Origin of the sequence: Streptomyces venezuelae, assembly GCF_008642275.1 — a bacterium.
GTDB classification, from domain to species: domain Bacteria; phylum Actinomycetota; class Actinomycetes; order Streptomycetales; family Streptomycetaceae; genus Streptomyces; species Streptomyces venezuelae_E.
On the sequence record NZ_CP029189.1, the window covers coordinates 3,312,151 to 3,327,520 of the forward strand.

Annotated in this window: 11 protein-coding genes; 5 read left to right on the top strand and 6 right to left on the bottom strand. The window is 72.8% G+C overall.

Annotated elements, in window-relative coordinates:
* Positions 1 to 13 precede the first annotated feature (13 nt).
* From DEJ51_RS14345 to DEJ51_RS14355, 3 genes are all read right to left on the bottom strand, one after another.
* Positions 14 to 370, bottom strand: a complete 357-nt coding sequence (locus DEJ51_RS14345) for a DUF1801 domain-containing protein (RefSeq protein WP_150257943.1) — start codon at positions 368 to 370, stop codon at positions 14 to 16.
* Positions 370 to 1,353 carry an EamA family transporter gene (locus DEJ51_RS14350; RefSeq protein ID WP_150257944.1) on the bottom strand — a complete coding sequence of 328 codons (984 nt, stop codon included), beginning with the start codon at positions 1,351 to 1,353 and terminating at the stop codon, positions 370 to 372. Before DEJ51_RS14350 ends, DEJ51_RS14345 begins: the two co-directional genes overlap by 1 nt.
* Positions 1,354 to 1,432: 79 nt before the next feature.
* Positions 1,433 to 4,222 carry an FAD-binding and (Fe-S)-binding domain-containing protein gene (locus DEJ51_RS14355; protein ID WP_411757316.1) on the bottom strand — a complete coding sequence of 930 codons (2,790 nt, stop codon included), beginning with the start codon at positions 4,220 to 4,222 and terminating at the stop codon, positions 1,433 to 1,435.
* Between the two features lie 84 nt (positions 4,223 to 4,306).
* Here DEJ51_RS14355 and serC point away from each other — a divergent pair, with 84 nt between their 5' ends.
* The 3 genes from serC to DEJ51_RS14370 all read left to right on the top strand — a co-directional run bounded on the left by serC (position 4,307) and on the right by DEJ51_RS14370 (position 10,115).
* Entirely contained in the window at positions 4,307 to 5,428 is a 1,122-nt protein-coding gene (serC, locus tag DEJ51_RS14360; protein ID WP_150257945.1) for a phosphoserine transaminase, read from the top strand.
* A gap of 151 nt (positions 5,429 to 5,579) precedes the next feature.
* A complete protein-coding gene (locus DEJ51_RS14365) occupies positions 5,580 to 8,711 on the top strand; it encodes a sacsin N-terminal ATP-binding-like domain-containing protein (protein WP_190620386.1) in 3,132 nt (1,043 codons plus the stop codon).
* Between the two features lie 162 nt (positions 8,712 to 8,873).
* Positions 8,874 to 10,115 carry an acyltransferase family protein gene (locus DEJ51_RS14370; RefSeq protein ID WP_150257946.1) on the top strand — a complete coding sequence of 414 codons (1,242 nt, stop codon included), beginning with the start codon at positions 8,874 to 8,876 and terminating at the stop codon, positions 10,113 to 10,115.
* Between the two features lie 4 nt (positions 10,116 to 10,119).
* Here the strand turns inward: DEJ51_RS14370 and DEJ51_RS14375 are convergent, their stop codons facing one another.
* Positions 10,120 to 12,585: a cation-translocating P-type ATPase gene (locus DEJ51_RS14375; protein ID WP_150257947.1), complete on the bottom strand. Its 2,466-nt coding sequence runs from the start codon at positions 12,583 to 12,585 to the stop codon at positions 10,120 to 10,122.
* 130 nt (positions 12,586 to 12,715) lie between these two features.
* On the bottom strand, positions 12,716 to 13,012 hold the full coding sequence (locus DEJ51_RS14380; protein ID WP_150257948.1) for a DUF2530 domain-containing protein: 297 nt from the start codon (positions 13,010 to 13,012) through the stop codon (positions 12,716 to 12,718).
* Positions 13,013 to 13,140: 128 nt separating this feature from the next.
* On the opposite strand from DEJ51_RS14380, the gene DEJ51_RS14385 reads away from it, so the two are divergent.
* Positions 13,141 to 14,604 carry an NCS2 family permease gene (locus tag DEJ51_RS14385; RefSeq protein WP_150257949.1) on the top strand — a complete coding sequence of 488 codons (1,464 nt, stop codon included), beginning with the start codon at positions 13,141 to 13,143 and terminating at the stop codon, positions 14,602 to 14,604.
* A gap of 1 nt (position 14,605) precedes the next feature.
* On the opposite strand, the gene DEJ51_RS14390 is transcribed toward DEJ51_RS14385, so the two are convergent.
* Positions 14,606 to 14,788, bottom strand: coding sequence for a hypothetical protein (locus DEJ51_RS14390; RefSeq protein WP_030010567.1), 183 nt, complete (start codon positions 14,786 to 14,788; stop codon positions 14,606 to 14,608).
* Positions 14,789 to 14,918: 130 nt separating this feature from the next.
* Here DEJ51_RS14390 and DEJ51_RS14395 point away from each other — a divergent pair, with 130 nt between their 5' ends.
* Complete coding sequence (locus tag DEJ51_RS14395) at positions 14,919 to 15,356, top strand: MarR family winged helix-turn-helix transcriptional regulator (RefSeq protein WP_150257950.1); 438 nt, start codon at positions 14,919 to 14,921, stop codon at positions 15,354 to 15,356.
* Positions 15,357 to 15,370 lie beyond the last annotated feature (14 nt).

Genomic DNA, 15,370 nt, shown 5'->3' on the forward strand with positions numbered 1-15,370 from the left:
GCCCGCCCGCCCCTCAGCAGACCTCGCCGTGCCCTGCCCGGGCCGTCGCCCGGAGCAGGTCGCGGAGGAGGTCGAAGTCGACCTTGGCGGGGTTGCGGAAGCGGAGGCAGGCCTTGCCCATGTCGTGGGGGGCCAGGCGGTCCGCGAAGGCGTCGCGGACGTCGGTGCGCAGCAGGTAGAAGGAGATGTACTGCTTCTGGTTCGCCCAGGCGATCTCGCCCTCGGTGCCGCCCGCCCGCACGTACACCGGCATGCCGTACGCGATCCCCTCCTCGAACCCGGTCAGCTCCTCCAGGCACAGCGCCCGCAGCCGCACCAGGGCCTCCCGCCGGGCCTCCGGGACCGCTGCCAGGTAGGTGGTGACGTCCATCAGGCGGCCTTCTTCCGGATCTGGGAGCGGACCGCGCCCATGCTGGCCGCGATCACGAGGGCGATGGCCAGGGCGTCCAGTGCGGACATGGCCTGGTGCAGGACGAGGAAGCCCGCGGTGGCGGCGATGGCCGGCTCCAGGCTCATCAGGATCGCGAAGGTCGGGGCCGGCATGCGCCGCAGCGCGAGCAGCTCCAGCGTGTACGGCAGGACCGAGGACAGGACGGCGACGCCCAGGCCGAGGGCGAGGGTGCTCGGGACCAGCAGGTTCGAGCCTGCTTCGGCGACGCCGAGCGGGAGCGAGACGACGGCGGCCACCGCCATCGCCAGCGCGAGCCCGTCCGCCTGCGGGAAGCGGCGGCCCGTACGCGCGCTGAACACGATGTACGCCGCCCACATGGCGCCGGCTCCGAGTGCGTAGGCCGCGCCCAGCGGGTCGAGGGAGCCGAAGCCGAGGCCGCCGCCGCCGTGCCCGGACAGCAGGACCACGCCGCCGAGCGCGAGCCCGGCCCACAGGAGGTTGACCAGGCGCCGGGAGACGACGACGGACAGGACGAGCGGTCCGAGGACCTCCAGGGTGACGGCCGGGCCGAGCGGGATCCGGTCGATGGACTGGTAGAAGAGGCCGTTCATCCCTGCCATGGCGACGCCGAAGGCGAGCACCGTGCCCCAGTCGGAACGGGAGTAGCCGCGCACCTTCGGGCGGCACAGGAGCAGCAGGACGAGCGCGGCTGCCGCGAGGCGCAGGGTGACCACGCCCGCCGCTCCCGCCCTCGGCATGATCATGACCGCAAGGGCGGCGCCGAACTGCACCGAGATCCCCGCGGAGATCACCAGCGCCACGGGACCGAGCCCCGAACCGGAACCGGAACCAGAGCCCGAACCGGAAGCGGAACCGGCGCGGGGGCCCTCGGCCGTCGACGGGGCCGGTGCGGTGACGGCCGGCGAGGCCGCCGGGGTGGACGAAGAGGAAGGTGCGGGCATCTCTCCAGACTAAGGGCCCGTAAGGAGTGTCGCCGTATGTCCTGCCTTACAACCGTGCCAACACCGTGCTACGGCCGCCCTACAACCCCTCCGCCAGGAGTTCCGCCAGGTGCCGGGCCCGTACCCCGCCCAGCTGTGCGATCTGCGTGCGGCACGAGAATCCGTCCGCCTGGATCGCCGTGCCGGGCGGAGCCGCCCGCAGGGCCGGGAGCAGCTGTTCCTCCGCGCAGGCCACCGACACCTCGTGGTGCCCGGGCTCGAAGCCGAAGTTGCCCGCCAGCCCGCAGCAGCCCCCGCTGAGCTCGCCCACGAGCCCGGCCCGCTCGCGCAGCCGCCGGTCGGGGCCGTCCCCGAGCACCGCGTGCTGGTGGCAGTGGGTCTGGCCGGCCACCTTCCGGTCCAGGCGCGGCGGCCGCCAGTGCGGGGCGTACTGCTCCAGGGTCTCGGCGAAGGTCCGCACCGCCCCCGCGACGCGGGCCGCGCGGGGGTCGTCGGGGAGCAGCTCAGGCAGGTCGGTGCGCAGGGCCGCGGCGCAGCTCGGCTCCAGCACCACGAGGGGCCCCGGTACGTCTACCAGTGCGTCCAGCGTCCGGCGCAGGACGGTGCGGGCGCGGTCGAGGCGGCCCGTGGACACGTACGTGAGGCCGCAGCACACCCGGGCCGCGGCGGCGGGCACCTCGACGCGCAGTCCCGCGGCCCGCAGCACCCGTACGGCCGCGCGGCCCGCGTCCGGGTTCAGGTACTGGGTGAACGTGTCGGGCCAGAGGGTGACCGGCCGCCCCGCACCGGTGCCCTCACCGGTGCCCGCACGAGACCCCGACGCTCCCTCCGCGCCCGCCGCTCCCTCCGCCCGCCACCACCGGGTGAACGGCTCGCGCGCCAGCTCCGGCAGGCGCCCGCCCCGGTCCCGGTCCAGCCCGGGTACGGGCACGTACCGGGCCAGGGCGTTGACGGCGCCCGCCGCCCGCAGGCCCGCGATCAGCCGGAGCCAGCCCGGCAGGCCGCCCAGGGTGTAGTGGGAGAGCGGGCGGATCCGGCCCGCCCAGTGCCGGTGCAGGAACTCCGCCTTGTACGCGGCCATGTCCACGCCCACCGGGCAGTCGCTGCGGCAGCCCTTGCACCCCAGGCAGAGGTCCAGTGCCTCGGCGACCTCCGCCGAACGCCAGCCGTCCGTGACGATCTCCCCGGCCAGCATCTCGTGCAGCAGCCGGGCCCGGCCCCGGGTGGAGTGCCGTTCCTCGCCCGTGACCCGGTAGGAGGGGCACATCACCGCGGAGCCGCCCGGTTCGGCCGTCCGGCACTTCGCGACGCCCACGCAGCGCGCGACCTCACGTGCGAGCGAGGTGGCGGGCAGCACCGCGAAGCGCAGGTTCTCGTCCAGTCGTGCCGGTCTGACCAGCATCCCCGGGTTCATGCCGCCCGCCGGGTCCCACACGTCCTTGTACGCGCCGAAGAGCCGGACCACCTCCGTCCCGTACATCCTGGGCAGCAGTTCCGCGCGGGCCTGCCCGTCCCCGTGTTCCCCCGACAGGGACCCTCCGTGCGCGACGACGAGATCGGCCAGTTCCCCGGAGAAGTCCCGGAAGCGGGCGATGCCCGCCGCCGACGCCAGGTCGAAGTCGATCCGTACGTGCACGCAGCCCTCGCCGAAGTGCCCGTACGGGGATCCGCGCAGCCCGTGCGCGGCCAGCAGGGCCCGGAACTCCCTCAGGTACGCCCCCAGCCGGGCCGGCGGCACCGCGCAGTCCTCCCACCCCGGCCAGGCCATGGCCCCTCCCCCGGACTCCGTCCGGGAGGTGCCCCCCGGCATCCGGGTGGCGGTGCCCGCCGCGTCCTCGCGGATCCGCCACAGCGCGCGCTGCGCCGCCGGGTCGGTGACCAGCAGCCGGTCCACCGCGTCGGCGGCCCGCAGCACCGCGCGCGCCCCGCCCTCGTCCGGCATCTCCACGAACAGCCACGCCCCGCCGCGGGGCAGCTGCGAAGCCGTGCCGCCGACCAGGTCCTCGGCCATTCCCTCCACCGTCAGCGGCCCGTACGGCAGCAGTCCCGCCGCCGCATCGGCCGCCGCGCTCTCGTCCGCGTACCCGAGGACGGCGAGCACCGGCGCGCGCGGCGCCTCCACCAGGTGCACCACCGCCTCCGTCACCACCCCGAGCGTGCCCTCGCTGCCGCAGAACGCCCGCGCCAGCCGCACCCCGTGCTCGGGCAGCAGCGCGTCGAGGCCCCCGTAGCCGGAGATCCGCCGCGAGAAGCCGGGCGGCATACCGGTGCGCAGCAGCCCGAGGTGTCCGGTGACCAGCTCCCGCAGGCCGGCGGGGGCGCCCGCCCAGCCGGTGCCGATGCGGTGCTCGGTGCCTCCGTACGCCGTCACGGCCAGCTCGGTCACGTTGTCCGCGGTGGTGCCCCAGGCCACCGAGTGGGCCCCGCACGCGTTGTTGCCGATCATGCCGCCGAGGGTGCAGCGGGAGTGCGTGGACGGGTCGGGCCCGAAGGTCAGCCCGTACGGGCGCACCGCGTCCCGCAGCCGGTCGAGGACCAGTCCGGGCTGGACGACGGCGGTCCGGGCCGCCGGGTCCACCGACAGCAGGGCGTTCATGTGCCGGGTGAGGTCGAGGACGACGCCCACCCCGGTGGCCTGGCCGGCGACGGAGGTCCCGCCGCCGCGCGGCACGACCGGGACCCCGGCCGCCGCGCACACGGCGAGGGCGGCCGCCACGTCGCCGGCGTCGCGCGGGGCGACCACACCCACCGGGACGCGCCGGTAGTTCGAGGCGTCCATGGTGGTCAGGGCGCGTGCGGCGGCGCCGAAGTCGACCTCCCCGCGCAGGTTCTCCCGCAATGTCCGTTCGAGTTCACCGGGTGACGTCACGTCACCACCCTGCCACTGGCCGGATCCGTCTCATCGGGTGGACGCGCCTCAGAAGCGCGGACCGGGACCCGATACGCTCCGCTCGTGGCTGAGATCCAGATTCCCGCTGACATCAAGCCCGCCGACGGACGCTTCGGCGCGGGCCCCTCCAAGGTGCGGACCGAGGCGCTGGACGCCCTCGCCGCCACCGGTACCTCCCTGCTCGGCACTTCACACCGCCAGGCCCCGGTCAAGAACCTGGTCGGCTCGGTGCGCCAGGGACTCCGGGACCTCTTCTCCCTGCCCGAGGGGTACGAGGTGATCCTGGGCAACGGCGGCTCCACCGCCTTCTGGGACATCGCGACCGCCGGTCTGATCGAGCAGAAGTCCCAGCACCTCACCTTCGGCGAGTTCTCCTCGAAGTTCGCCACGGCCGCGAAGCTCGCGCCGTGGCTGGACGCGCCGTCCGTGATCTCCTCCGACCCGGGCACGCACCCGGAGCCGGTGGCCGAGGCGGGCGTGGACGTCTACGCGTACACCCACAACGAGACCTCGACGGGTGTGGCGGCGCCGATCAAGCGCGTCGCGGGCGCCGACGCCGGGTCCCTCGTTCTGGTGGACGCGACGTCGGGTGCCGGCGGTCTGCCGGTGGACATCACCGAGACGGACGTCTACTACTTCGCCCCGCAGAAGTCCTTCGCCTCGGACGGCGGTCTGTGGCTGGCGGCGTTCTCCCCGGCGGCCCTGGAGCGCGCGGCCCGCGTGCACGCCTCCGGTACCCGGCACATCCCGGAGTTCTTCTCGCTGCCGACGGCGATCGACAACTCGCTGAAGAACCAGACCTACAACACCCCTGCGCTGTCCACCCTCTTCCTGCTGGACCAGCAGCTGCGGTGGATGAACGGCCAGGGCGGCCTGGAGTTCACCACGGGCCGTACGGCGGCCAGTGCGCGCAACCTGTACGGCTGGGCGGAGGCCTCGAAGTACGCGACCCCGTTCGTCGTGGACGCCGACAAGCGCTCCTCCGTCATCGGCACGATCGACTTCTCGGACGACATCGACGCGGCGGCCGTCGCCAAGGTGCTGCGCGCCAACGGGATCGTGGACACCGAGCCGTACCGCAAGCTGGGCCGCAACCAGCTGCGCATCGCGATGTTCCCGGCGATCGACCCGGCGGACGTGCAGGCGCTGACCGCCTGCATCGACTTCGTCATCGACAAGCTCTGACCACCGTCCGCCCCCTACGGCCCGAAGCCCCCGGTGACCTGCGGTCGCCGGGGGCTTCGGCGTTCCCCGGACACCCCGAGGCCACCGGCGTGGGGGTTCGGCCGCACGCGGTACCTTCAGGGCTCCGGCGGCGATTCTTGGAGGCAGCGGCGTGAGCGTGCGAGTGACGGCGGCCCAGAGCGGTGTGGACCCCTTCGGCACGGCCCGGCTGCGGCGCGGGGTGCTCGACGCGTGGGGCGCGGGCCCGGCCCGGTTCCGTGAGGACGCCAACGCCGAGGAGGACCTCGCGCTCGGCGGCTACCGGGACCGGCTCGTCATCGAGCTGGCGCAGAACGCCGCCGACGCCGCGGCCCGGGCCAAGGTGCCCGGCCGGCTGCGGCTCACCCTGCACGAGGGCGAGGCCGGCCACGCACTGCTGGCCGTCGCCAACACCGGTGCCCCGCTGGACGCGACGGGCGTGGAATCGCTGAGCACGCTGCGCGCCTCCGCCAAGCGGGAGCCCGCCGGCGACAGCGTCGGCCGGTTCGGTGTCGGCTTCGCGGCCGTGCTGGCCGTCTCCGACGAACCGGCGGTGCTCGGCCGGCACGGCGGGGTGCGCTGGTCCCTGGCCGAGGCCCGCGAACTGGCCCGGGGCGCGGCCGTCGGCAGCCCCGGCCTCGGCGACGAACTGCGCCGCCGCGACGGGCACGTTCCGCTGCTGCGCCTCCCGCTGCCCGCCGAGGGCACCGCCCCCGAGGGCTACGACACCGTCGTGGTCCTCCCGCTGCGCGACGCCGCCGCCGAGGGGCTGGTGGAGCGGCTGCTGGCAGGCGTCGACGACGCCCTGCTGCTGACCCTGCCCGGGCTGCGCGAGGTCGTCGTGGAGACCCCGTCCGAGGGGACGCGCACCCTGCACCGGCGCGACGAGGGCCCGTACACGGTCATCGAGGACACCACCGCCTCCGGTACGGTCACCCACCGCTGGCGCACCGTCCGCCACGGCGGCCCCATCGAGCGGGCGCTGCTCGCCGACCGGCCCGTCGAGGAGCGGCTGCGGCCCGCCTGGGCGGTGTCCTGGGCCGTGCCCGTCGACTCCGACGGCGCCCCGCTGCGCCCGGTCACCGCCCCGGTGGTGCACGCGCCGACCCCCACCGACGAGCCGCTGGGCATCCCGGCGCTGCTCATCGCGACCCTGCCGCTGGACACCACCCGCCGGCATCCGGCGCCCGGGCCGCTGCTGGACTTCCTCGTGGAGCGCGCGGCCGACGCGTACGCCGAACTCCTCGGCGCCTGGGACCCGGTGAGCACCGCCCTCGTGGACCTGGTGCCCGGCCCGCTCGGCAAGGGCGAGCTGGACGGGGCCCTGCGCGCCGCCGTGCTCCAGCGGCTGCCCCGTACGGCTTTCCTCGCACCGGCCGCGCCGCCCGAGCACGCGGAGGAGCGCGCCGCCCTGCGCCCCTTCGAGGCCGAGGTGGTGGAGGGCGCGGGCGCCGACACCGTACGGGTCCTCGCCGAGGTCCTGCCGACGCTGCTGCCGGCCGGCCTGGAGCGCCGGGCCGAGCTGCGCACCCTGGGGGTGGGCCGGCTCCCGCTGGGTGACGCCATCGAGCGGATCGCGGGCATCGAGCGGACCCCCGAGTGGTGGCACCGGCTCTACGACAGCCTCGCCGGGGTGGACCCCGACCGGCTGTCGGGGCTGCCCGTGCCGCTCGCCGACGGGCGCACCTCCATCGGCCCCCGGCACATCCTGCTGCCCGGCGCGGACACCCCGGCGGACCTGGCGCGGCTGGGCCTGAAGGTGGCCCATCCGGACGCGGCGCACCCGCTGCTGGAGAAGCTCGGCGCCCTCCCGGCCACGGCCCGCGCGGTCCTGACGACGCCGCAGGTGCGGGCCGCCGTCGCGGCTTCCCTCGACGCGGGGGAGATCTGGGACGAGGACGCCGACACCCTGGACGCCGACGAGCTGGCCGAGGTGGTCCTGGGGCTGGTCCGGGACGCCGATCTGGCACCGGGCGACGAGCCCTGGCTCGGCGCGCTGGCCCTGCCCGACGAGGACGGGGAACTGGTCCCGGCGGGCGAGCTCCTGCTGCCGGGCAGCCCGCTGGCCTCGGTGATCCGCGAGGACGAGGTCCCGTACGTGGACGCGGACCTCGCCGAGCGGTGGGGCGCGGGCCCGCTCACCGCGTGCGGGGTCCTGGCCACCTTCCAGCTGGTCCGTGCCACCGACGTGGTCCTGGACCCGGACGAGCTGGAACCGCGCGAGGGCGACTTCGCCGAGCCCGACGACGCGGGCCTGCTGGACGCGGTGGACGTGTGGTGCGAGGACGTCCTGGACCAGCTGCCCGACCTGCCGGTCCCGCCGGTGGCGACCGAGCTGATCGCCGTCCGGGACCTCGACCTCGTCGACGACGACTGCTGGCCGCAGGCCCTCGCCATGCTCGCGCAGCCGCCGCTGCGCGACGCGCTGACCCAGCCCGTGCGGATCCTGCTGCCGGACGGCACCACCCAGTCGGTGCGCCCGTACACGGCGTGGTGGCTGCGCGACCACCCGGTGCTCGACGGCCGCCGCCCGGCGGGTCTGCGCGCAGCGGGCGGCGACCCGCTGCTGGCGGGCCTCTACACCTCGGCGGACGCCACCGGTTTCGAGGACGAGCAGGTCCTGCGGGCGCTGGGCGTACGCACCTCCGTCGCGGCCCTGCTGGACGAGCCCGGCGGCGCCGCCGAACTGCTGGGCCGGCTCGCCGACCCGGACCGCGAGGTCAGCGGCCACCAGCTGCACGGCCTCTACGGCGCGCTGGCCGATCTGGACCCCGAGCAGGTCACCCTCCCGGACGAGCTGCGCGCCGTGGTCGACGGCGAGGTGCTCGTGGTGGACGCCGCCGACGCGGTGATCGCGGACGCACCGGACCTGCTCCCGCTGACGGCGGGGCTGCCGCTGCTGCCGGTCCCTCCGTCGCGCGCGGCGGATCTCGCGGAGCTCCTCCAGGTCCGCCGCCTCTCCCAGACGGTCCCGGCGGAGGTGACCACGCCCGGCGAGGAGCACGAGGTGCCGGAGTCGGTGCTCGTGCTGCTGGGTCCGGCCACTCCGGTGACGTACGTCGAGCACGAGGAGCTGGTCGCGGGCGGCACGGAACTCGACTGGCGCCGCACCCCCGACGGCACGCTCCACGCGTCCACCCTGGAGGGCGTGGCCGCCGGCCTCGCCTGGTCGGCGGGCCAGTGGCCGCGCCGCTTCGAGGTGGCGGCGCTGCTGGAGGACCCGTCGCGTACGGCGGAACTGGCCCGGGACCGCTGGTTCGACTGACCTGCGGGGGGCCGGGTTCCGGGCGGGCGGCCGCCCGGAACCCGTGCTCTCCCTTTGACAGGCGGCACGTGCCGACTCAGACTGATCAGTGCTTTCGTCCGACCAGCGGATCCACGACCACGAAGAGAACGCGCCCTCAGGGAATCGTTCAGGGGGAGCGTCATGCCCGACAGGAGAGCCCGTTCGGCCGGCTTCCGGTGGTCCCGCGGGCCGGTTTCCGAGCTCTTTTCCGGCCGGAACAACAGCCTGGGCCTCCTGCGGCTGATCCTCGCGTCCGCCGTCGTGGTCTCGCACGCGGGCATCCTCGGCTTCGGCAGCCATGAGATCGGTCACGGCTTCTCGCAGGGGCAGATCGACCTCGGGAAGATGGCCGTGTTCGGCTTCTTCTTCCTCTCCGGCATCCTCGTGACGCGCAGCGGGAACCGGCTGCCCGTGGGCCGCTTCCTGTGGCACCGCGCGCTGCGTCTGCTGCCCGGTTTCTGGGTCTGCATGGCCGTCACGGCCTTCGCCGTGGCCCCGTACCTGTACTGGCGTCAGCACGGCAGCACGGCCGGGTTCTGGGACCACCCGCAGGGGCCCTTCGCGTACGTCGAGGCGAACTGGGCCGTGGGTGTCGGGCAGTGGGGGATATCCGGTGTGATGGAGACCGGGACCACCAAGGGGCTCACGCACAACGCGGCGATGAACGGCGCCCTGTGGTCACTGGCCTACGAGATCCTCTGCTACCTCGGGGTCGGCCTGCTCGCGCTCGGCGGGTCGCTGGTGCGGTCCCGGCGCACCGTCCTCGCGGTGGCCGTGGTCCTGGGCGGCCTGGTCGTCGGGGACGCCGTAGGCAACCGCCTGAACTCCGGGGCCGGGAGCGCGGCGCACGGCGGTGACCTGGTGATACCGCTGATGGGCCCGCACAGCGTGAACTTCATGGTCTACCTCGGTTTCGCCTTCGCCCTCGGTGCGGTGCTGGAGCTCTACAAGGAGCGCGTCCCGGTCAGCGACCCGCTGGCGGCCCTCAGCGCGGTGGTGTTCGCGCTGACCCTGCACTACGGGTACTTCTTCGCCCTGGGCGTGCCGGCCTTCTGCTACCTGCTGCTGTGGCTGGCCATCCGGCTGCCGAAGCCGTTCCAGCGGATCGGCGCCCGGCACGACTACTCGTACGGCATCTACATCTACGGCTTCCTCGTGCAGCAGTCGCTGGCCGTCCTCGGTGGCGCGCGCTGGGGTTTCGCCGCCTACCTGGGTCTCTCCCTGGCCGGTGCGCTGTTCGCGGCGGTGCTCTCCTGGCACCTGGTGGAACGCCCGGCGATGCGCCTGAAGGACATCGGCGCCCGGCGCCGCCCCGCGAACGGCGTCCCGGGCCCCCGGCAGGCCGCCACCGCCGAGGGCCAGCAGCCCGTGTCGGTGTCCTGACCGGTCAGGCCGGGACCTTCCGGTCGACCCACCTGAAGGTGAACTCGATCAGGACGGCCGCGCCCACGGCGACGGCCACCGCGATCCACGGCACCACGGCGCCCACCAGCTTGAGCTGGAAGAAGTCCTGCAGCCACGGCACGACGAGGACGATCAGGAACGCCCCGCCCATCGCGCCGACCAGGGCCACCCGCCACCACGTGTAGGGGCGGGCGATGATCGCCAGTACCCACATGGACGTCAGGAACAGCGTCAGCGTGGCCGCGCTGGACTCGGCTTCGAGGGCGCCCTGGCCCGTGTAGTGGTGGCGGGCGATCAGGTACGAGACGAAGGTGGCGACGGCCGCGACGACGCCGCCGGGGATCGCGTACCGCATGACCCGTTTCACGAAGTGCGGTTTCGCGCGTTCCTTGTTCGGGGCCAGGGCCAGGAAGAAGGCCGGGATGCCGATGGTGAGCGTGGACAGCAGCGTCAGGTGTCGGGGCAGGAAGGGGTACTCGACCTGCGAGCAGACCACCAGGATGGCCAGCAGTACCGAGTAGACCGTCTTCGTGAGGAAGAGGGTGGCCACGCGGGTGATGTTGCCGATGACCCGGCGGCCCTCGGCGACCACCGACGGCAGGGTCGAGAAGCTGTTGTTGAGGAGGACGATCTGGGCCACCGCCTTCGTCGCCTCCGAACCGGAGCCCATGCTCACGCCGATGTCGGCGTCCTTGAGGGCGAGGACGTCGTTGACCCCGTCGCCCGTCATGGCGACCGTGTGGCCCTTCGACTGGAGGGCCCCCACCATGTCCCGCTTCTGCTGCGGGCTCACCCGTCCGAAGACCGAGTTGTCGTCGAGGACCTTCGCCATGTCGGTCCGGTCGGTGGGGAGCCGCCGGGCGTCCACGGTGTTCTCCGCGCCCGGCAGGCCCAGCTTGCCGGCGACCGCGCCGACGGAGACCGCGTTGTCACCGGAGATGACCTTCGCGCTCACGTTCTGGTCCTCGAAGTAGCGCAGTGTGTCGGCGGCGTCGGGCCGCAGCCGCTGTTCCAGGACGACCAGGGCGGTGGGCCGGACGCCGGTGGCGACGGCCGCGTCGTCGAGTTCCCGGGCGGAGCGGGCCAGCAGGAGGACGCGCAGTCCCTGCTCGTTGAGGTCGTTGATCTCGTCGAGGGCGGGGTCCCCGGCGGGGAGCAGCACGTCGGGGGCGCCGAGCAGCCAGGTGTTGTTCTCCCCGTCGCCCTCGCTGAAGCTGGCTCCGCTGTACTTGCGGGCGGAGGAGAAGGGCAGGGACTCGGTGCAGCGCCACTCCGCCATGTCGGGGTAGGCGTCGATGATCGCCTGGAGGCTGGCGTTGGGGCGCGGGTCGGACTCGCCGAGGGCGCCGAGCACCTTCTTGACGTACGAGGGCTCCGCGCCGCCGAGCGGACGCAGCTCGGTGACGTCCATGCCGCCCTCGGTGAGGGTTCCGGTCTTGTCGAGGCAGACGACGTCGACGCGGGCGAGGCCTTCGATGGCGGGCAGCTCCTGGACCAGGCACTGCTTGCGGCCGAGGCGGATGACGCCGATCGCGAAGGCCACGGAGGTGAGCAGGACGAGTCCCTCGGGGATCATCGGGACGATGCCGCCGACGGTCCGGGCGATGGAGTCCTTGAGGTTGTTGTCCTTGACGAGGAGCTGGCTGATGATCAGGCCGATCGAGGTCGGGATCATCATCCAGGTGACGTACTTGAGGATGGTGGAGATGCCGGAGCGCAGCTCGGAGTGGACGAGCGTGAAGCGGGAGGCCTCTTCGGCCAACTGGGCGGCGTAGGCCTCGCGGCCGACCTTGGTGGCGGTGAAGGCGCCGCCGCCGGCGACGACGAAGGACCCGGACATCACCGGGTCGCCGGGCTTCTTCAGGACGGGGTCGGCCTCGCCGGTGAGCAGGGACTCGTCGATCTCCAGGCCGTCGGCCTCGCCGACGGATCCGTCGACGACGACCTTGTCGCCGGGGCCGAGTTCCACGACGTCGCCGAGGACGATCTCGGAGGTGGAGATCTCGGCGGTCCGGCCGTCGCGGCGGACGCTGGGTTTGGCCTCGCCGATGACGGCGAGGCTGTCGAGGGTCTTCTTGGCGCGCAGTTCCTGGATGATGCCGATGCCGGTGTTCGCGACGATCACGAACCCGAAGAGGCTGTCCTGGATCGGTGCGACGAAGAGCATGATCACCCAGAGCACGCCGATGATCGCGTTGAACCGGGTGAAGACGTTGGCGCGGACGATGTCGGTGGTGGAGCGGCTGCTCCGCAGGGGAACGTCGTTGACCTCGCCCCGCGCGACCCGCTCGGCGACCTCGGCGGTGCTGAGCCCGCCCGGCTTGAAGAGGGGCGCGGGCGGTCGCACCGGATGTACGGGGTCCAGCTCCGCTCCCGCGTCGATGGCGGGGGCGGCCGTCCCACCACCCGGCTCCGGCCCGTCGGATTCGGTTCCAGCCCGCTGCGTCATGTCTTCGACGTTAAGCGGGGTTCTTGCGCTTCACTCGCTGAGCGGCGGGAAGATCCGACCTCAGGATGACCCGAATCGTCCCCTGGTAGCCCGCGCGCCGCCCCACCCCGAGCCCCCTCGGATGAGCCGCCTACGCCTGCGGGGCCGGGCCCGCCTGCCCGTCCCGCTCGGCCTGCGCAGCAGCTTCCGCGTGACGTTTCAGCGCCGCGTCGCGGCCTCGGACGTACCAGATGCCGATCAGGCCGAGGAAGCCTCCGGCCGCGCAGGTCCAGACCCACCACAGCCGGCCCCGGTCGGCGAACCACCCGTAGAAGGGCAGCTGGACCAGGAAGAGGGCGAACCACAGGATCGTGCCGCCTGTGACGGTGGCGACGACGGGGCCCTCCAGGGGCTCGGGCGCCTCGTGCTTCGCAATCCATTTCGCCATGCGGCAAGTCTAGGCGGCGCGAAACGTCATCTACGCGCGGAGATGGACGCCCTTTCGTTCATGTGTTCATACTGAAACGGTTTGGGCGCGGCCCATTTTCTTCGTATGAACCACCCAATGAGGACCGTATGAGCACCCCGGCCCCCGCCCCCGCAGCGACCGCCCCGGAGCCTTCCCCCCAGGAGCCCTCCGGCCCGCTGGACCGCTACTTCAAGATCTCCGAGCGCGGCTCGACCCTCGCCCGCGAGGTCCGCGGCGGCTTCGCGACCTTCTTCGCCATGGCCTACATCATCGTGCTCAACCCGATCATCCTGGGCAGCGCGAAGGACATGTACGGGCACCAGCTCGACAACGGCCAGCTCGTGACGGCCACCGCCCTGACGGCGGCCTTCACGACCCTCCTCATGGGTGTCATCGGCAACGTCCCGATCGCGCTCGCCGCCGGCCTCGGCGTGAACACGGTCGTCGCGCTCCAGCTCGCCCCCCGCATGAGCTGGCCGGACGCCATGGGCATGGTGGTCCTGGCCGGTTTCGTCGTGATGCTGCTGGTCGCCACCGGCCTGCGCGAGCGGGTCATGAGCGCCGTCCCGCTGGGCCTGCGCAAGGGCATCGCCATCGGCATCGGCCTGTTCATCATGCTGATCGGCCTGGTCGACGCGGGCTTCGTCTCCCGCATCCCCGACGCCGCGCACACCACGGTCCCGCTCCAGCTCGGCAGCGACGGCCACCTGCACGGCTGGCCGGTCCTGGTCTTCGTGATCGGCGTGCTGCTCACCCTCGCCCTGCTGATCCGCAAGACGCCGGGCGCGATCCTGATCTCCATCGTGGCCATGACCGTCGTGGCCGTCGTGGTCCAGCTGTTCGCGAAGCTGCCCGACTCCGGCTGGGGCCTGACCGTGCCCGAGTGGCCCGGCAACCCGGTGGCCGCGCCCGACTTCGGGCTCGTCGGCGAGGTCAGCCTGTTCGGCGGCTTCGGCAAGGTCGGGATGCTCACCGGCATCCTGTTCGTCTTCACCGTGCTGCTGTCCTGCTTCTTCGACGCGATGGGCACGATCCTCGGCGTCGGCGACGAGGCGAAGCTGATCGACAAGAAGACCGGCGAGTTCCCCGGGATCAACCGGGTCCTGCTGGTCGACGGTCTGGCGGTCGCCTCGGGCGGCGCCACCTCCTCCTCCGCGACCACCTGCTTCGTGGAGTCCACGGCCGGTGTCGGCGAGGGCGCCCGTACGGGCATGGCGAACGTCGTGACGGGCGGCCTCTTCGCCGTGGCGCTGTTCCTCGCCCCGCTCGCCACCATGGTCCCGTCCCAGGCGGCCACCCCGGCGCTCGTGGCGGTCGGCTTCCTGATCCTGGCGGGCTCGGTCAAGGACATCGACTGGAGCGACTTCACCATCGCCGTCCCGGCCTTCCTGGCCATGGTGATGATGCCCTTCACCTACTCGATCACCAACGGCATCGGCATCGGCTTCATCAGCTTCTGCGTGCTGCGCCTGGCGACCGGCCGGGGACGCGGGGTCCCGGTGGCCATGTACGTGGTGTCGGCGGTGTTCGTCTTCTACTACGCGATGCCCGCCCTCGGCCTCGCGCACTAGCTCACGTCAGACCGTAGAACTTCTCTGTCTCGTCGACGGCCGCCTTGAAGCGCTCGTCGAAGTCGTCGCGAATGAGCGTCCGGACCACATAGTCCTGGACGCTCATTCCGCGTTTGGCGGCGTGGATCCGGAGCCTGTCGAGGAGCTCCCCGTCTATGCGCATGCTCAGCACATGTGTCCCCATGCCGAAAGAGTCGGGGCACGGGGTGCGCGCGCGGGCCGCTTTCAGCCGCCGACTCACCCGTATGAGTGACCCCAGGTGTAACCCGGGAAACCGGTTTTCCTTAGGAAGAGTAATGAGTTACTCTAAATACATGCATGACCTCTCCCATGGCGACGACGCAGCCGCCGTGAACGATCTCCGCTCCGCCGTCATGCGGCTGGGGCGACGCCTGAAGCACCAGCGTGTGGACGAATCGCTGAGCCCGACCGAGATGTCGGTCCTCGGCACCCTCGCCCGCTGCGGCCAGGCCACACCCGGTGAGCTCGCCCGACGCGAGCACGTCCAGCCGCCGTCGATGACACGCATCGTCGCGTTGCTGGAAGCCAAGGGACTGGTCACGCTGGAACCGCACCCCGACGACCGCCGCCAAAAGGTGGTCCGCCAGACGCAGGAGGCCGAAGCGATGCTCGAAGAGAGCCGCCGCAAGCGCAACGCCTTCCTGGCAGGGCTCGCAGCCGAGCTGACCGAGGACGAATGGGCCAAGCTCCGCGCGGCCGCACCCGTCCTGGAGAAGCTCGCGCACCTCTGAGGAACGACGCCAGG